At 72.2% G+C, this 18384-nt stretch carries 10 protein-coding genes and 1 pseudogene; 6 read left to right on the forward strand and 5 right to left on the reverse strand.

Annotation, left to right across the window (positions count from 1 at the left end):
• Window positions 1-9: 9 nt before the first annotated feature.
• From OVA02_RS17885 to OVA02_RS17895, 3 genes are all read right to left on the reverse strand, one after another.
• Window positions 10-2148, reverse strand: coding sequence for a DEAD/DEAH box helicase (locus tag OVA02_RS17885; RefSeq protein ID WP_267658956.1), 2139 nt, complete (start codon window positions 2146-2148; stop codon window positions 10-12).
• Between the two features lie 297 nt (window positions 2149-2445).
• Window positions 2446-5619 (reverse strand): efflux RND transporter permease subunit, encoded by a 3174-nt coding sequence (locus OVA02_RS17890; RefSeq protein ID WP_267658957.1) that lies wholly within the window; start codon window positions 5617-5619, stop codon window positions 2446-2448.
• A 163-nt stretch (window positions 5620-5782) separates the two neighbouring features.
• Window positions 5783-7222 (reverse strand): PLP-dependent aminotransferase family protein, encoded by a 1440-nt coding sequence (locus tag OVA02_RS17895; RefSeq protein ID WP_267658958.1) that lies wholly within the window; start codon window positions 7220-7222, stop codon window positions 5783-5785.
• Between the two features lie 62 nt (window positions 7223-7284).
• Here OVA02_RS17895 and OVA02_RS17900 point away from each other — a divergent pair, with 62 nt between their 5' ends.
• Both OVA02_RS17900 and OVA02_RS17905 read left to right on the forward strand, forming a co-directional pair.
• Complete coding sequence (locus OVA02_RS17900) at window positions 7285-7911, forward strand: YczE/YyaS/YitT family protein (RefSeq protein ID WP_267658959.1); 627 nt, start codon at window positions 7285-7287, stop codon at window positions 7909-7911.
• A gap of 104 nt (window positions 7912-8015) precedes the next feature.
• A pseudogene (locus OVA02_RS17905) lies at window positions 8016-10044 on the forward strand (APC family permease); the annotation flags it as partial.
• A gap of 267 nt (window positions 10045-10311) precedes the next feature.
• On the opposite strand, the gene OVA02_RS17910 reads toward OVA02_RS17905, so the two are convergent.
• The gene (locus tag OVA02_RS17910) at window positions 10312-11310 is read right to left on the reverse strand and encodes a LacI family DNA-binding transcriptional regulator (RefSeq protein ID WP_043597449.1); all 999 of its coding nucleotides are present in this window, start codon (window positions 11308-11310) and stop codon (window positions 10312-10314) included.
• Between the two features lie 232 nt (window positions 11311-11542).
• On the opposite strand from OVA02_RS17910, the gene OVA02_RS17915 reads away from it, so the two are divergent.
• The 4 genes from OVA02_RS17915 (at window position 11543) to OVA02_RS17930 (ending at window position 17038) form a co-directional block, all read left to right on the forward strand.
• Window positions 11543-12796 carry a sugar ABC transporter substrate-binding protein gene (locus tag OVA02_RS17915; RefSeq protein WP_043597415.1) on the forward strand — a complete coding sequence of 418 codons (1254 nt, stop codon included), beginning with the start codon at window positions 11543-11545 and terminating at the stop codon, window positions 12794-12796.
• Between the two features lie 210 nt (window positions 12797-13006).
• A complete protein-coding gene (locus OVA02_RS17920) occupies window positions 13007-14095 on the forward strand; it encodes a carbohydrate ABC transporter permease (protein ID WP_043597416.1) in 1089 nt (362 codons plus the stop codon).
• Complete coding sequence (locus tag OVA02_RS17925) at window positions 14092-15018, forward strand: carbohydrate ABC transporter permease (RefSeq protein ID WP_173151986.1); 927 nt, start codon at window positions 14092-14094, stop codon at window positions 15016-15018. Before OVA02_RS17920 ends, OVA02_RS17925 begins: the two co-directional genes overlap by 4 nt.
• A gap of 64 nt (window positions 15019-15082) precedes the next feature.
• Entirely contained in the window at window positions 15083-17038 is a 1956-nt protein-coding gene (locus tag OVA02_RS17930; protein ID WP_267658960.1) for a glycogen debranching N-terminal domain-containing protein, read from the forward strand.
• 76 nt (window positions 17039-17114) lie between these two features.
• On the opposite strand, the gene OVA02_RS17935 is transcribed toward OVA02_RS17930, so the two are convergent.
• The gene (locus OVA02_RS17935) at window positions 17115-18275 is read right to left on the reverse strand and encodes an NAD(P)-binding domain-containing protein (RefSeq protein ID WP_267658961.1); all 1161 of its coding nucleotides are present in this window, start codon (window positions 18273-18275) and stop codon (window positions 17115-17117) included.
• Between the last annotated feature and the right edge of the window lie 109 nt (window positions 18276-18384).

Below are 18384 nucleotides of genomic sequence, written 5' to 3' on the forward strand. Positions count from 1 at the left end.
GAGGGCTCGCTACGCCCGCACTCCCGCGAGCTCGTCGATCAGGCGGTCGCCGGAGCGGGCCTCGATCATCTCGGCGTCGATCTCGGCGCGGTCGAGCAGCTCTTCCATGCGACGGCGGCGCTGACGCGTGATGAGCGTGACGACGGTGCCCTCCTTGCCCGCGCGGCCGGTGCGGCCCGAGCGGTGCATGTAGGTCTTGTACTCGTCGGGCATGTCGGCCTGGACGACGAGCTCGATGTCGTCGACGTGGATGCCGCGGGCGGCGACGTCGGTCGCGACGAGCACGTTGACCTTGCCGCTCGTGAGCAGCTGCAGGTTGCGCGTGCGGCGGGCCTGGTTCAGGTCGCCGTGCAGGCTCGTCGAGCGGATGCCGGCGTCCTCGAGCTGGTCGGCGAGCTGCTCGGCGAAGGCGCGGGTGCGGGCGAAGACCAGGGTCTTGCCGCCGCCCGAGGCGAGCTGCTCGATGACCGCGGTCTTGTCGCGCTGCTCGATCAGGAGCACGCGGTGGTCGATCGTGGCGCTGGCCTGGTCCTCGCCGGCGACCTCGTGGACGGCCGGGTCGACCAGGAACTCGTCGACAAGCTTCGCCACGCCCTTGTCGAGCGTCGCACTGAAGAGCAGCTTCTGGGCGCGGGCGCCGTCGGGGCGGACCGTCGCGGTCTCGCGGATGATGCGCTGCACCGGCTCGAGGAACCCGAGGTCGCACATGTGGTCGGCCTCGTCGAGCACGGTCACGACGACCTCGCTCAGGTCGAGACGACCCTGGTCGATGAGGTCCTCGATGCGGCCGGGGGTGCCGATCACGATGTCGACGCCGCGGTTGAGCGCACCGACCTGGCGCTGCTGGGGCACGCCGCCGTAGACCTGCGTGGTGAACAGGCCGACCGAGCGGGCGATGGGCTGCACGGTGCGGTCGATCTGCATGGCGAGCTCACGGGTCGGGGCGAGGATCAGCGCGCGGGGCTTGCGGCCCATCTTGCGGTTCTTCGCGCCGTTGTTCTCCATCAGCTTCTCGACCAGCGGCGCGCCGAAGGCGATCGTCTTGCCCGAGCCCGTGCGGCCACGGCCGAGCACGTCACGACCGGCGAGCACGTCGGGGATCGTCGCGGCCTGGATCGCGAAGGGAGCCGCGGCACCCATCGAGGCCAGCTGACGCTCGATGTTGTCGCCGAGGCCCAGGTCGCCGAAGCTCACGCCCTCGACGTCGGCCGCGGTGACGACCTCGGCCTTGAGCTTCTCGAGCTTGACGTCGTCCTCGGGCGAGTAGTGGGTCGCCGCGTCGCGCTTGGGGTAGAAGTCGCTCGAGCGGTCGCCGACGCGTGCCGGGCGGTCGCTGCGGTCGAAGCTGCGGGGCGCGCGGTCGTCGCGCGCCGGGCGGTCGCTGCGGTCGAAGCTGCGGGCGGGGCGGGCGTCACGGTCGACACCACCGGAGGCGCGGCCCCCGCGCTCGGGACGGTCACCGTACGAACGCTGGGCGCGGTCGTCGCGCGCCGGGCGGTCGCTGCGGTCGAACGAACGAGGGGCGCGGTCGTCGCGCGCCGGGCGGTCGTTCCGGTCGTACGAACGAGGGGCACGGTCGTCGCGAGCCGGGCGATCGCTGCGGTCGAACGAACGAGGGGCACGATCGTCGCGGGCCGGGCGGTCGCTGCGGTCGTAGCTGCGGGCGCCGCGGTCGTCGCGGGGGGCGCGGTCGTCGCGTGCCGGGCGGTCCGAGCGGTCCCACGAGCGGGGTCCACGGTCGGAGCCCCGGGCGGCGTCGCGGCCACCGTCGCGGCCGTAGCCGCGGGCGGCCTCGCGACCACCGTCACGGCCGAAGCGGGGAGCGGCGTCGCGGCCACGCTCGCCGTTGCGGCTGTCGAAGTCGCGGTTGCCGAAGCGGTTGCCGCCGGCCGGCTTCTCGCGGGGCTCCCAGTTGGGGCGGCGGTCGTCGGAGCGGGCCGCGCCGGGGGCACGGTTGCCGCCGCCGTCACGGGTGCCGAACTCGCGGCGTCCGCGGTCGGCGCGCTCGCTGGCGTCCCAGCGCTTCTTGGGGGCAGGGGCCCCGGCCTCGTCGGCGCGGTGGCCACGGTGCTTGGGGCTCTTCGAGCCGGCCTTGGGGGCACCACCGGTGCGGTCGGTGCGCGGGCGGGAGTTGTCGTAAGGAGACATGGAGGAGTTCTTTCCGGGCTTGTCAGAGATGACGCGAAGAAATACCCGGGCAGCCATTGACCAGGACCGTTCACAATCGTGAATTCATCCCGTCGTGACTCGACGGGAATCCGGCCCACAAGACTTACAAACCCTCGTGCTGTTCAAAGCTGTGCATGATCGGCACCACCAGGTGCCGATGTGCTCGCGCCACAGGCGCGGTGTCTTGAGCCGACCCACCTACGATACCCGAGCCTCCCCCGAACCGGAAGCCCCGCCTCCTCCGGTCGGTCGGCGGCCGGAGCCCGCCGGCCGAGGTCACACCCGGGCAGCAGCCGTCTCGGCGCCCTCGGCCGCCTCGGCGCCCTCGCCCGACTCCGCCGCCCGTCGATCGGCCCGGCGTTCGCCGATGCGCTCGAACAGGTAGTAGATGACGGGCAGCACCACGAGCGTCAGCAGGGTGGACGACACGAGCCCGCCGATCACGACGATGGCGAGCGGCTGCGAGATGAAGCCGCCGTGCCCGGTCACGCCGAGCGCCATCGGGGTGAGCGCGAAGATCGTGGCCGCCGCCGTCATGAGGATCGGCCGCAACCGCCGCGACGCTCCCTCGAGCAGCGCCTCGCGCACGCGCAGACCCTTCTCGCGGTACTGGTTCACGAGGTCGATCAGAACGATGGCGTTGGTCACCACGATGCCGACGAGCATGAGCACGCCGATCAGCGACGCCACCCCGAGCGGCACCCCCGAGGCGAGCTGCAAAAGGATCGCCCCGGTCGCCGCGAACGGGATCGACACGAGCAGCAGCAACGGCTGGATCAGGCTGCGGAACGTCGCCACCATCACGATGTAGACGATCAGGATCGCGATCAGCACGGCGAGACCGAGCTGCGAGAAGGCGTTGGCCTGGTCGGCCGTCGCCCCGCCGATGGTCGCGTCGGTCCCGTCGGGCAGGTCGACGGCGGCCACGGCGTCGGACACCTCGGTGCCGGCGGCCGAGAGGTCGTCGCTCGACGGCGTGATCGTCACGGTCGCCGAACGCACCGCGTCGGTCGTCGTGACGGAGGTCGGCCCGGTCGTCTGCTCGACCGTGGCGATGGAGTCGAGGCGCACGGGCCCGGTCGGGCTCGGCAGCTCGAGGGCCTTCAGCTCGTCGATGGTCGCCGGCGGCGTCGGGTCGACCGTGTAGACGTCGACCGAGCTGTCGTCGATCTCGAGCGACCCCACCCGGAAGGGCTGGATGGCCTGCGACACGATGCCCCCCACGGCGACCTCGCTGTAGCCGAGGGCCGCGGCCGCGACGCGGTCGACCTGCACGCCGATGACCGGCTGGGCCGCCTGCAGGTTGGAGCTGGCCTCGGCGGTGCCGGGAAGCCCCTGCACCTTCTTCAGCACGGCGTCCGTCGCGGTCTGCAGGCTGTCGGGGTCGGGTGCCGTGACGTCGACGGTGATGTCGTTGCTCGTGCCGAACCCGCTCGACGCCGAGACCTCGATCTCGCCCGCGTCCGTGACGTCGTCCAGCCGCGACCGGACGTCGGCCTGCAGGGCGTCCTGGTCGGCGCTCTCGTCGGTGGTGATCGAGTAGGTGACGGTGCTGTCGCCCGATCCTCCGAGGAAGCTCGCGATCGACGTCCCGCTCGAGCCGATGGTCAGCTGCACCGTCTCGATGCCGTCGACGCCCTCGAGCACCTGCTCGACCCGGTCGGCGGCGTCGGACTGCGTCTGCAGGCTCGACGCGGGCGGCAGGGTCTGCGTGACGCTGAAGGTGTTCTGACCGCTCGCCCCGAGGAAGTTCGTCTTCATGAAGGGGATGACGGCGCCCGTGCCCACGAGGATGAGCAACGCCACGAGGATCGTCACGACCGGACGCTGCAGGGTGCCGCGCAGCACCGGGACGTACGCGCGACGCAGGCGGTCGAGCGGCCGGGTGTCGGACGGGTCGGAGGCGCGGGTCGTCAACGACTCGACCGTCGCCCCCTCGACGGCGGCGGTCTCGCCCCCCGGGGCATGCTTGTGGGCCTTCGGTGCCCGGAGGAACCAGTACGCCAGCACGGGCACGATCGTCAGCGCGACGAAGAGCGACGCGACGAGCGCGATGGTGACCGTCAGGGCGAACGGCCGGAACAGCTCGCCGGTGATGTTGCCGACGAAGGCCAGCGGCAGGAAGACCACGACGGTCGTGACCGTGGACGCGGTGATGGCACCCGCCACCTCGCGGACGCCGACCTTGATCGCTTCGAGCCGGTCGACGCCCGCGGTGAGGTGCCGCTTGATGTTCTCGATGACGACGATCGAGTCGTCGACCACGCGGCCGATCGCGATCGTCAGCGCACCCAGGGTCAGGATGTTCAGGGTGTAGTCCGCCGCCTGCAGCCCGATGAACGTGATGAGCACGCTCGTCGGGATGCTGATGGCGGTGACGATGGTCGACCGGATCGACAGCAGGAAGACCAGGATGACGATCACGGCGAACACGAGGCCGAGCAGCCCCTCTTCGGCGAGCGCGTCGATCGACTGCTGGATGAACGGCGCCTGGTCGAACACCACCGACAGCTCCACGCCGTCACCCAGGTCGGAGGCGAGGCCCGGGATGGCGTCGCGCACGGTCTGCGACACGTCGACGGTGTTGGCGTCGAGGGTCTTGGTGATGGCGACCGTGAGGGCGTCCTGCCCGTCGACGCGGCTGATCGAGGTGACGGGTGCGCCGGTCAGCTGCACGTCGGCGACGTCGCCGATCGTCGTGGCCGAGGTGCCGCCGAGGAGCGGCAGGGCGCGGATCTCGTCGACGCTCGTGAGTCTCTGACCGGCCTGGATGGACAGCGTCTTGCCGTCCTGCGTGAGGGTACCGCCGGGGATCAGCGTGCCGTTGGCGTCGAGGGCGTCCTGGAAGGCGGCCGTGGTCAGCCCCGCGGCGGCGAGCGCCGTCTGGTCGGGCGAGATGGTGACGCGTTGGCCGGCGTCGCCGTAGATCGAGGCCTCGCGGACGCCGTCGAGCTTCTGCAGGTCGGGCACCGTGACGGTGGTCAGCCGGTCGACGAGGGCCTGCGAGTCGGCCGAGTCGTAGCCGGTGACGGCGATCTGGATGACGGGCAGGTCGTCGAGGCTGCCCGTGACCACCTGGGTGTCGACGGAGTCGGGCAGCGAGAGCCGGTTGATCGCCGACTGGATCTTCTGCTCGGCCGAGTCGAGGTCGGTGCCGTAGGTGAACTCCGCCGAGACCGTGCTCTGCGAGGTGCTCGAGGTCGCCGAGGTGCCCTCGAGCCCGGGGATGATCTGGACGGCCTGTTCGATCGGGGTCGAGACGTCCTCGTTGACGACCTCGGGCGTGGCCCCCGGGTACGAGCTGACGATCGCGATCTGCGGGAACTGCACGTTGGGCGCGAGCTCTTGCTTGAGCGAGGTGAGGGCGATGCCGCCGAAGACGGCGACGACGATGGTGACGAGGGCGATCAGCGCGCGGTTGCGCAGGCTGAAGACGGACAGCAGGTGCACGGTGCTCCGGTGGTGAGAGGGAGAGCGGAGGAGGCGCGGTGAACGACGTGCACCGCACCTCCATTGTCACCAGCCTCTCTGGGAACTGGCGGCGGTTCCTTTCACGCTGTGCAGATCCCTGCCTGGTCACCGTGACGGGGACGAGCCCATCGCACGACCCGGCTCAGACGACCTCGGCCAGCAGGGGCGAGGTCGGCGCCTGCACCCCGTCGACCCCGTCCCACGCCGCGCGCAGGGCGGCGAGCGCCCGGTCGGTGTCGCTGTCGGCGTACGAGAACGGCACGCGGAGGAACCGCTCGAACGCCCCGTCGATGCCGAACACCGGGCCGGCCGCGAGCAGCAGGCCCTCCCGGCGGGCCGCGAGGGTGAGTTGCGAACTGACCGGCGCCCCGAGCCCCACCCAGGTGGTGAGGCCGCCCGCCGGCGACGGCACCTGCCACGACGGGAACGCCTCCCTCAGGCCGTGGACGACGCGGTCGCGACCTCGTCTCAGGTGGCCGGCCCGCGCCTCCAGCACGCGGTCGAAGTCGCCGAGCAGCTCGGCGACCACCAGCTGCTCGAGCACGGGGGTGCCCAGGTCGCCCGCCGAGCGGGCGCGCACGAGCCGCTCGACGAGCGGGCGCTCGGCACGGATCCAGCCGATGCGCAGCCCACCCCAGAGCGACTTGCCGACCGAGCCGATCGTGACCGCGCGTCCGTACGCGGCCATCGGCGAGGGGGCGTCGCGACGGTCGTCGATCGCCATCTCGGCCATGGTCTCGTCGGCGATCACGACGGTGCCCTCGGCGGCCGCCGCCTCGAGCACGCGCGCCCGCTGGTCGGCGGGCATCGTCGCGCCCGTGGGGTTGTGGAAGTCGGGCATCAGGTAGGCCACCGGCGGGCTCGTGCGCCGCAGGGTCTGCATCAGCGCCGCTTCGTCCCAGCCGTCGTCGACGGTGACGCTGACCGGCACCAGGCGGGCGCCGGCGCCGCGGAGGGCCTCGAAGGCGTGCGGGTAGCCGGGCGCCTCGACGACGGCCCGGTCGCCGCGCGAGACCAGCACGCGGGCGAGCAGCGCGATCGCGTGCTGCGCCCCGAGGGTCACGACGATCTGGTCGGCACTCGTCTCGAGCCCCCGCCGTCGGTACCGTTCGGCGATCGCCTCGCGCAGCACCGGCCGCCCGACCGGGTCGTAGCCCGGGTCGTCCAGGTACGCTCCGAGCCGCCCCGCCGCCCGCTGCGCCGCCTCGGCGATGCCGTCGACCGCGGGCAGCGCCGCCTTCGTCAGGTCGAGCAGCCCCTCCGTCGTCGTCGGACGCGGCACCGAGGCGCGGGCCGGCAGCCGGACGACGCTGCCGCTGCCCCGCACGCTGTCGACGTGCCCCGAGTCGCGGAGGGCGGCGTAGGCCGCGGCCACGGTCGTGCGACTGACCCCGAGGTGCGCGCAGAGGTCGCGTTCGGACGGCAGGCGCGTGCCGACCGGCAGCCGGCCGTCGAGCACGAGCAGGCGGATGCGGTCGGCGAGCGCCAGGTAGCCGGGAACCGAGGAGGCGCGCCACGAGTCGAGCAGGACGCCGAGCGCCCGCGACGAGACCGTGGTGGCACCGTGGTCGAGGTTGGTCACGCGGCCACCCTAGGCGGATTGGACCCTTGCCACCAGGCCAGTCGAGCGATTGGATCGACCCCATGCTCCTCTCGCGTCGCCTGCTGCAATTGTTCGTCGGCCTCACCGCCTACGGCTTCGCCATCGCCCTCATGGTCCGCGCGGGCATCGGCGTCGCCCCGTGGGACGTGCTGTCACAGGGGCTCGTCCGCCACACCGGGCTGACGTTCGGCACCGTCACGTTCGTCACGAGCCTCGTCGTGCTCCTGCTCTGGATCCCCCTGCGCCAGCGACCCCGCTTCGGCACGATCGCCAACACCCTGATGATCGGTCCGGTCGCCGACCTCGGCCTGCGCGTCCTGCCGCAGCAGACCGAGTGGTGGGCACAAGGCCTGACCTTCGCGGGCGGCCTGCTGTTGCTCGCCGTCGCGAGCGGCCTCTACATCGGAGCCGACTTCGGGCCGGGCCCTCGCGACGGGCTCATGCTCGGCCTCCACGCCCGGTTGGGCTGGCGGGTGGGCGTCACGCGCACCGTCATCGAACTCACGGTCCTCGCCGCGGGGTGGCTGCTCGGCGGACAGGTCGGCATCGGCACGGCGGCCGAGGCCCTGCTCATCGGCCCGCTCGTGGCGATCACGTTGCCGCTCTTCGCCCGGCGCCGGGTGGCGACCTCCGTGGTCGCCCCGGCCCGCGCCTCCTCGCCCGCCTGAGCCGCGGCCGGTACGAACCAGTTCGGACCGACCCTCGCTGACCGGGAATAAATCGTCCACGAGCGAAGTTGACAGGCCCTCGCACGGGAGTAGAGTCGCCGCTCGTGACCAACGACACCCGGTCGCCGAAGCGTTGGCTGATCGGTGAACCCCTCCCCTCGGAGAAGCTCGAGGGGCAGCTGCTCCCGAAGCACCTCGCACTACCGATCTTCGCCAGCGACCCGCTCAGCTCGGTGGCCTACGCGCCGCAAGAACTGCTGATGATCCTGCTGATCGGCGGCCTCGGGTTCCTGACCCTCGCGCCGTGGGTGGCCGTCGCGGTCGTCGTCCTGCTGCTGGTCGTGGTGGCGTCCGTACCGTCAGCTGATCAAGGCGTACCCGTCGGGCGGCGGCGACTACGAGGTCGCCCACAAGAACCTCGGCGAGAAGGCCGGGCTCGTGGTCGCCTCGGCGCTGCTCGTGGACTACGTCATGACGGTGGCCGTGTCGGTCGCCTCGGGCGTGGACAACATCATCTCGGCTGTTCCCGAACTGGCGCCGGTGCGCGTCGAGCTCGCGATCTTCTTCGTCGTCCTGCTGGCGGCCGTCAACCTCCGGGGCGTGCGCGAGTCGAGCAAGGCCTTCGCGATCCCCACCTACCTCTTCGTGTCGAGCGTCTTCGTCATGATCGTCATCGCCCTGGTGCGCACCGCCCTCGGCGACCCGCCCGTCGCCGAGAGCGCCGAGTACACGGTGCAGGCCGACCAGCTGACGCAGGCCGCCTTCATCCTGCTGTTGCTGCGGGCGTTCTCGAGCGGCTGCTCGGCCCTGACCGGCGTCGAGGCGATCGCCAACGGCGTGCCCGCGTTCCGGCGGCCCAAGGTGCAGAACGCCCAGAAGACCCTCGTGCTGATGGGCAGCATCGCCATCGTCCTGTTCGCCGGCCTCGTCGCCGTCGCCTTGATCGCGAAGGTGCACTACGCCGAGGACGCCTGCGACCTCCAGGGGTTCGTCGACTGCGCCACCACGCCGCAGCGCAGCCTCGTCGCGCAGATCGCGAGCGCGGTCTTCGGCGGGTCGCTGTTCGGCATCCCCTTCTACGTGATCCAGGCCTGCACCGCGGCGGTGCTGTTGCTGGCGGCGAACACGGCCTTCAACGGGTTCCCCTTGCTCGGGTCGATCCTGGCCCGCGACCAGTACGCCCCCAAGGCGCTCAACACGCGCGGCGACCGACTGATCTACTCGAACGGCGTGATCGTGCTGGCGCTGGTGGCCTGCGCCATCCTGCTCGTCTACCAGGCCAGCGTCACCGGGCTGATCCAGCTGTACATCATCGGCGTCTTCGTCTCGTTCACGCTCGGCCAGACCGGCATGGTCGTCCACTGGACCCGCATGCTGCGCGAGGGATGCGCCGACCGTGGAGCGGTGTACCGCGCCCGCGGCATCAACGCCTTCGGCGCCCTGCTCACGGCGTCGGTGTTGATCGTCGTGACGGTGACCAAGTTCACGCACGGCGCCTGGCTGGTGTTCGTCATCATGCCGATCCTCTTCGTGCTGATGCTCGGCGTGAACCGCTACTACCGGGACGTGCTCGTCGAGATCGAGCCCGACGCCACGACGCAGTTCGGCTCGCACGGCGACCACGCGATCGTGCTGGTCGGCACCATGCAGAAGCCCGTGCTGAAGGCCCTCGACTACGCCATCGCCGCACGCCACGAGTCGCTCGAGGCGATCCACGTGGGCATCGACGACGAAGCAACGGCGCTCCTGCAGCGTCAGTGGGCCGAGCAGGACATCGAGGTGCCCCTGCGCATCGTCGCCTCGCCGTACCGCGACATCAGCATGCCGCTGATCAAGTACATCAAGGCCCACCGTGAAGAGCACGGCAGCGAGGTCGTCACGGTCTACACGCCCATCTACATCGTCGGCCACTGGTGGGAGGCCGCGCTGCACAACCACAAGAGCCGCCGCATCCGCCAGAAGCTCATGCTCGTGCACGGCGTGACGATCTCGCTCGTGCCGTGGCTGCTCGACTCGTCCGAGGTGCTCTACGGGCGTCGATCGCGGCCGATCCCCGGCCAGGACCGCCGTGGGGAGCCGATCCGCCCCCGCCCCGTGCCGCGCCGCGTGCTCGAGCCGGCCGGTCGCCGGTCGGGCGCCGCCGGCGGGGCCCTGGGCGCCGACGCGGGCCCGGACGGCCGCGCCGGGGCGGCGGTCGAAGGAGGCGCGGTGCAGCGGGGCCTCGACGTCCAGCCCGCGCAGAACGGCACGAAACCCGGCCCGAAGCAGACCCCGCGCGCACCGGGCTCGGCGGCCGGCAACCGCGGAGGCGGCGCCGCCGCACGCAAGGCCCGCTCGGCCGCCCGCAACTCGACCGGCACCTCGCCCCGCAAGAAGAAGTAGCGCCGGCGCCCGGGAGCGTCAGCGCCAGACGGTGCGGGGCCGCAGCAGCCGGTGCCGCGGCTCGCTGTCGTCGAGCAGCAGCGAGAGCACGGCTCCTGCGACGTCGACGAGCGGTTGCTCGACGCTCGACAGGCCGAGCGCCGAGGCGACCGGGGTGTCGTCGTAGCCCACGACCGGCACCGATGACCCCAGCACGACCGATGCCCCGAGCGCGAGGGTGTCGCTCGCGCACACCACGGCGTCCACCGCGACTCCCGCGTCGAGCACCGACCGGACCGCAGCCGAGGCGAGCGGCACCGAGTCCTCGACGGCCAGGTCGAGCGCGTCGATCGAGGCCGGATCGAGCGTGCCCCGTGACGCGAGCGCCTCGCGCCACCCGCGCCTCCGGTCGTCCCCGGCGCCCGAGCCGGCAGGCCAGCCGAGGAAGGCCACGTGCGTCGCACCCCGGTCGAGCAGGTCGTCGGTCGTCGAGGCGAGGCCGGCGCGTCCGTCGACGTCGACCCAGCGGTGTTGCGGGTCGCCCATGTCGTCGATCCCCCAGGGCCGACCGAAGGTGACGAAGTCGGCGCCGGCGTCGATCAGCCATTCGGTGCGCGGGTCGTCGAAGAACGTCGAGGTGAGCACGAACCCGTCGACGTCGGCGCCGTCGAGCAGGCGGCGGAACTGGGCGATCTCGTCGTCGGGCCCGGCCGCCGTGTACAGCAGGATGCGGTGGTCGCGAGCGTCGGCCTGCTCGGTGACCGCGTGCAGGAACCGGTCGAGCACCGCGCCCGAGATGCCGTTCTGCACGGGGTCGAGCCGGATGCCGATGGTCGAGCTCTTGCGGGTGCGCAATCGTCGCGCCGACGCGTGCGGCCGGTAGCCGAGGTCCGCGATCGCCCGCTCGACCCGGCCCCGCGTGTCGGGTCGGACGATGTCGGGCGCGTTCAGCACGTTCGAGACGGTCTGCCGCGACACCCCCGCGACCGAGGCGACGTCGCTGACGGTCGGGAGGCGCGGTGTCGGAACCCGAGTCATCGTGCCCTCCACCCCGGCGCCGGTCGGCGGCCTCGGGTCACGTTACCCCAGCGCCCGGGTGCCTCTCGGCTCCCCGGTCTTGACACCCACGGGGCGGCCTGCCTACTCTGACGACACGGATTTGATCGATCAAATCGCACGTCCGCCCCCGCTCCATCCCGAGGCGCCACCCCGGCACCACACCCCGACCACAGCACCCGCACCATCGCAACGACGCGACGAGAGGCCCACCATGCGACGACGCACGACCCGCCTGGCGGCAGCAGCCGCCCTCACCACCATCTCGGCCCTGGCTCTCACGGCCTGCGGCTCCGGCTTCAGCGAGGGGTCGGGCGCCGCGAGCGACGGCGCCCTCACCAGCAGCGACGACTCGCTGACCGTGCTGATCGGCTCGAGCGGAGACGCCGAGACGAAGGCCGTCACCGACGCCGTCGCGAGCTGGTCCGACGACTCGGGCACCGGCGCCGAGGTCAGCGTGGCCTCCGACCTGCCGCAGCAGCTCAGCCAGGGCTTCGCCTCGGGCGAGCCGGCCGACGTGTTCTACGTCTCGACCGACACGCTCGCGGGCTTCGCCGGCAACGGCAGCCTGCTGGCCTACGGCGACCAGCTCGCCAACGAGGGCGACTTCTTCCCGACCCTCGTCGACAGTTTCACGCTCGACGACCGGTTCTACTGCGCGCCCAAGGACTTCTCGACCCTCGGCCTGATCATCAACACCGACATGTGGGCCGCGGCCGGCCTGTCCGACGCCGACGTCCCGACCGACTGGGACTCGCTGAAGGCGGTCGCCGCGAAGCTCACGACGGCCGACCACGTGGGCCTGGCCTTCAGCCCCGAGTACGCCCGGGTGGGCGCGTTCATGGCGCAGGCCGGCGGCGCGGTGACCACCGCCGACGGCACCGAGGCGACGCTCGACTCGTCCGAGAACGTCGAGGCGCTGACCTACGTGAAGGACCTGCTGACCAGCGGCGACGCCGCGTTCTCGAGCGACCTCGGCGCGGGCTGGGGCGGCGAGGCCTTCGGCACGGGCAAGGCGGCGATGACCATCGAGGGCAACTGGATCACCGGCGCACTCACCAACGACTACCCCGACGTGTCGTACCAGGTGGCCGAGCTGCCCGCCGGCCCCGGCGGCCAGGGCACGTTGCAGTTCACCAACTGCTGGGGCATCGCCGCCGACAGCCCCAACCAGCAGGCCGCCGTCGACCTCGTCGAGCAGCTGACGAGCACCGACCAGCAGCTCGCCTTCGCCGACGCGTTCGGCGTCATGCCCTCGATCCAGTCGGCCGCCGACACCTGGAAGTCCGACAACCCCGACCAGGCCGCGTTCCTCGACTCGGTCGAGTTCGCCCAGGGCACGCCCACGCAGGACGGGTCCGCCGCCGTGATCAGCGACTTCAACTCGCAGCTCTCCGGCCTGAAGGACGGCGACCCGAAGACGATCCTCGAGTCCGCGCAGAAGAACTTCGAGGCGATCCTCCAGTAACCCTCGGGGCACCGCGCCTCCCCCGGCGCGGTGCCTCGCACTCCCCACCCGACGGGGGCGGCCGGGGCCGCGACGCGTCCTCCCCAGGGCGGTCGCGCCTCCGTCCCTCCCCGGTCCCGCTCCCCGCCTCCCCCGCGGCCGCGCCTCGTCGGCGATCATCCGAGGAGGCGCGACCCATCGACCCGAGACAGCGCACGAAAGGCAGTCCCCATGACCGCGATCTCGACCAAGGCCCCCCGCCGGCGCAGCGCCGTCTCGCGCGGCGAGGGCCTCTCGGGCTGGCTGTTCGTCTCGCCCGTGCTGATCGTCCTGGGCCTCTTCCTGGCCGTGCCCGTCCTGATGGCCCTCTGGGTCAGCGTCTCGGACTGGACCGGCCGGGGCTCCCCCTTCGCGGCCGGCGTCGGCTTCGTCGGGGCGCAGAACTACCGAGACCTGCTCGGCGGCGGCGGCCTGGCCGAGCGCGACTTCGGCCTGAGCCTGCGCAACAACGCCTGGTACGTGATCCTCGTCGTGCCCATCCAGACCGCCGTGGCTCTGCTGCTCGCCGTGTTGGTGAACCGCCAGGTGCTGCGCGGCCGCGGGTTCTTCCGCACCGCGTTCTACTTCCCGTCGGTGACCAGCTCGGTCGCCATCACCGTCCTGTGGCTGTTCCTGTTCTCGCAGAGCGGCGCGGTGAACAAGCTGCTCTCGTTCGTCGGCATCACCGGGCCCGCGTGGTTCAACGACGCCAGCGGCGTGCTGCACAACCTGCTCGCCGTCGTCGGCGTCACGCAGCCCCCGGCCCTGCTGGCCGACCACACCGCCCTCGGCGTCAGCTGGTGGGACTGGCTGGCCGGGCCGTCGGTCGCGATGTCCGCGTTCATCCTGATGGCCGTCTTCACCACCAGTGGCACGTTCATGCTGCTCTTCCTGGCGGCCCTGCAGAACCTCGGTGGCGACGTCCAAGAGGCCGCGATGATGGACGGCGCGAGCGGCTGGCAGCGCTTCTGGCGCATCACGCTGCCGCAACTGCGACCGACGCTCTTCACGGTCCTCACCCTCGGCCTCATCGGCACCTGGCAGGTCTTCGACCAGATCTACACGGGCACCCAGGGCGGCCCGCAGAAGACCACGCTGACGCCCGCCTACCTCTCGTACACCTCGGCGTTCGGCGAACAGGAGTGGGGTCGCGGCGCGGCCATCGCCTTCGTGCTGTTCGTCATCATCGTCGCCTTGACGATCCTGCAGCGCATCGTGCTGCGCGAACGGGCCGTGTCGAAGAGACGCACCCGGCTCTACACGACAGGAGTCGAGCGATGACCACGACCGCACCGATCGCCGACCGGACGAACCCCTCCTCGCCGGTCGCGCCTCCCCCGGCCCCACCTCACCCGGCCGGGCGCGAGCCCCGCAGCACGCGACGCATCGCCGGCACCTCGGTGCTCTACGCCGTGCTGATCGTCATCGCGGCGATCTACATCCTGCCGTTCCTGATCAACGTGGCGACGTCGTTCAAGACCGACCCCGAGGCGGCCTCCGACCCGCTGGCGTTGATCCCGATCACGCCGACGGTCGCCGCCTACCGCCAGCTGTTCCTCAACAGCGACTTCCCGACCTGGTTCCAGAACTCGGCGATCGTGACGATCGTGGTGACGCTCGGGCGGGTCTTCTTCAACTCGCTCGCCGGCTACGCCCTGGCGCGGCTGCAGTTCCGGGGGCGCAACGTCATCTTCGTGCTGCTGATCGGCGTGATGGCGGTGCCGACGGTCGTGCTGCTCATCCCGAAGTTCCTGGTGATCAACCAGCTCGGCATGTACGACTCGTACTCGGGCATGATCGTGCCGCTGCTGACCGACGCCGCCGGGGTCTTCATCATGAAGAACTTCTTCGAGTCGATCCCGCGCAGCGTCGAAGAGCAGGCGCGCATCGACGGCGCCGGCACCTTCCGGGTCTTCTGGTCGATCGTCCTGCCCATGGCTCGCCCGGCCCTCGTGACGATCATCATCCTGTCGTTCCAGGGGTCGTGGAACGAGCTCTCGCACTTCATCGTGTCGACCCAGTCGCCCGAGCTGACCACCCTCACCAAGGGCGTCGCGAGCCTCGCCTCGGGGCAGCTGAGCCAGGGGTCGCAGTACCCGATCAAGCTCGCGGCCGCCGCGGTCATGACGATCCCGGTCGCCATCGTCTTCTTCGTCTTCCAGCGCCGCATCATGAACGCCAGCGCCGGGGCCGTCAAAGAGTGATGCACGCCGCGACGCCCACCCCGTCGCACCCCACGCCCGCCAACCGGAGCCCCAGGAGCCCCCGATGACCCAGACCTCCCCCCTCGATTCCGACCACGCCGACCGGTCGACCCCGACACCCGGCCTCCAGCCGTTCCTCGCCGCCGAGACCGTCGTGCTGAGGGCTCCCGTCCAGGCGTGGTCGGCCGCCGACGGGTCGATGGGCGCGGCGACGATCCACGGCGTCTACCTCGGCGATGTGCGTCTCGTCGCCGGGCACGGCGTCACCGTCGACGGCCTCGTCCCCGAGCACGTGGCCACGGTGCCCCTCGGAGCCTCGTCGGTCCGCTTCGAGTCGCTGCTGCGCGGCCTCGACGACGCCGGAGCCGACCCCGACGTCCGCCTGAGCTCGCTCCGTGACGTCACGACCACGGGCGTCCACGAGCGCCACACGGTCACCTCCCGGCTCGACCGCGAGCTCACGGTCACCCTGGCCGCGACCCTCCGACCCGACGCCTCCCCCATGGACCACGTGAAGGCCGGGATCGTGGGCGCGCCCGTGCGCGACGCGACGCTCACGTCCGACGGCACCCGCGCCTCCTGGCGGGCAGAAGGAGTCCGGGTCGACCTCGAGGCCCGAGGAGGCGCGGTGCGGGACACCCCCGCCGGCCTCGTCGTCGAGTGGGTCGCCGTCGTCCCCGCCCGGGGTTCCGTGACGGTCGGTCTCGACCTGGTCGCGACCGCCCCCGACGCCGTCGTCCGGGGCGTGCCGACGCCGCCGCACTGGGCCGACCTCGACCCGGCACCGCGTGACGACCGGCTCGCCCGCTGGGTCGACCGTGCCCGCGACGACCTGGCGGCGCTCCGGCTGACCACGACGACGGCACCCGACGACGTGTTCTACGCCGCAGGTGCGCCCTGGTTCTTCACGCTCTTCGGCCGCGACTCGCTCTGGGCCGCCCGCTTCACCCTGCCCCTCGACCTCACGGTCGCGGGGGGCACCCTGCGGGTGCTCGCGGGCCTCCAGGGCACTCGACACGTGCCAGGGACGGCCGAGCAGCCGGGCAAGATCATGCACGAACTCCGTCAACGGACGTTGACGATCCCCGGTGAGGACGTCAGCCTGCCCCCGCTCTACTACGGCACCGTCGACGCGACCGCGCTCTGGATCTGCCTGCTGCACGACGCCTGGCGCTGGGGCCTGCCGCAGGCCGAGGTCGAGGCACTGCTGCCGCACCTCGACGCAGCCCTCGCCTGGATGCGCGACTCGGGCGACAGCGACGGCGACCTGCTGCTCGAGTACGTCGACGAGACCGGTCACGGCTTGGCGAACCAGGGCTGGAAGGACTCCGGGGACAGCGTCCAGTGGCGCGACGGAACCCTCGCCGAGGGGCCGATCGCGCTCTGCGAGGTGCAGGCCTACGCGTACGAGGCGGCCGTGCACGGGGCCGACCTGCTCGACGCCTTCGGTCGGGCGGGCGGCGACGCGTGGCGCGACTGGGCGGGGCGCCTGCGCGACCGGTTCCGCGCCTCCTTCTGGGTCGACGACGACGCGGGCGCCTACCCGGCGATCGCCCTCGACGCGGCCAAGCGGCCGGTCGACACGGTCACGAGCAACCTCGGGCACCTGCTCGGCACGGGTCTGCTCGACCCGGACGAGGAGGCGCTGGTCGCCTCCCGCCTCGTCTCGCCCGAGCTGTCCAGCGGTTTCGGCCTCCGCACGATGTCGACCGACAGCGCCGGCTACTGGCCCCTGAGCTACCACGGGGGCAGCGTCTGGACCCACGACACGGCCATCGCGGTGCAGGGCCTCGCCCGGGCCGGGTTCGCCGACGAGGCCGCGGTGCTAGCCGAGGGCCTGCTCGCGGCGGCGCCGACCTTCGACTACCGGATGCCCGAGCTCCACTCGGGCGACCCGGCCCGCGAGGTGCCGTCGCCCGTGCCGTACCCCGCCTCGTGCCGCCCCCAGGCCTGGTCCGCCTCAGCCGCCGTCGCCGTCTGGTCCGCCACGCACGCCGTGCGCCCGCCCCGCCACCCATGACCGCTCGCCCCGCCGCCGATGGTGCGCGCACCCTCCCGCCGAACGCGGGCGAGCCCGCGCACGGGCATCGCCTGCGTCACCCCTGCCGTCGGCGCTCGGCGTCGCTCTCCGACAACCGCGCGACCACCTGACGGGCGATCGCCCGGCCGGCCCGGTTCGCCCCGATCGTCGAGGCCTGCGGCCCGTAGCCCGCGAAGAACAGCCGCGGGTCGAGGGTGGAGGCGCCGTCCTCGACGCTCACGCCCCCGTCGGCCGAGCGCAGGCCGAGCGGTGCCAGGTGTCGCAGCTCGGGTCGGAACCCGGTCGCCCAGACGATCGCGTCCGCGTGGGCGGAGGTGCCGTCGGCCCACCGCACCCCGTCGGGTTCGACGGTCGCGAACATCGGCCGCTCGACCAGCACGCCGCGCTCGATGCCCGACACGAAGCGCCGGGTGCGGGGCACGCCCGTCCCGCTGACGATGCTCGGCAGGGCCTGTCCCGCCCGTGCCGCGCGGTCCTGCGCGGCGACCGCCGCGACGGCCGACTCGACGTCGAGCTCGCCCTGGTCGAGCCAGTCGACCGGCCGGCGGGTCACCCACGTCGTCGAGGCCGCGACGCCGTCGAGCTCCAACACGAAACCGATCGCGCTCGTGCCGCCGCCGACGACGACGACGTCGAGCCCCTCGAGCTCGGAGGCCGCCCGGTAGTCCGAGGTGTGCAGCTGACGCCCGCGGAAGGTGTCGCGCCCGGGGTACCACGGCACGAACGGGGCACCCCAGGTGCCGGTCGCGTTCACGACGACCTCGGCCCGCAGAGCGCCGAACCCCGGCCCTGTCGCCGCAGCCGGAGCGCCCCCCGAGGAGGCGCGCCCCGCCCACCGCACCGAGAACCCGTCGCCCAGCCCGGTCACCCCGGTCACCTCGACCGGGCGCCGCACGTCGAGCCCGAGCGCGTCCTCGTACCGGGCGTACCGGTCGGCGACGACGTCACGCGCCGGGGCCGACCGGTCGGCGTCGGCGAACCCCAGCCCCAGCTCGGCCATGCCCGGCAGGTCGTGCACCCGGTGCGCGGCACCCAGCCGCAGGCTCTCCCAGCGGTGCTGCCACGCGCCTCCGGTTCCGGGGCCCCGGTCGAGGACGACGAGATCGCGACCCACCTCGAGTCCGAGCCGGCGCAGGTACCACGAGACCGACAACCCGGCCTGGCCCGCACCGATCACGAGGACCCTCGTCCGCTCGCCTTCGCCCCCTGCAGTCATCCGGACCATCATGCCCGTCCGAGGCGGCAGCCGGGGCTAGGGGTACATGATAAGATCGGTCCAGTTTTTCACCAGCATCCTGTCGGCAGTTCCCGGGTCGTCCGACACC

This window comes from Frigoribacterium sp. SL97 (assembly GCF_026625765.1).
Lineage (GTDB): Bacteria > Actinomycetota > Actinomycetes > Actinomycetales > Microbacteriaceae > Frigoribacterium.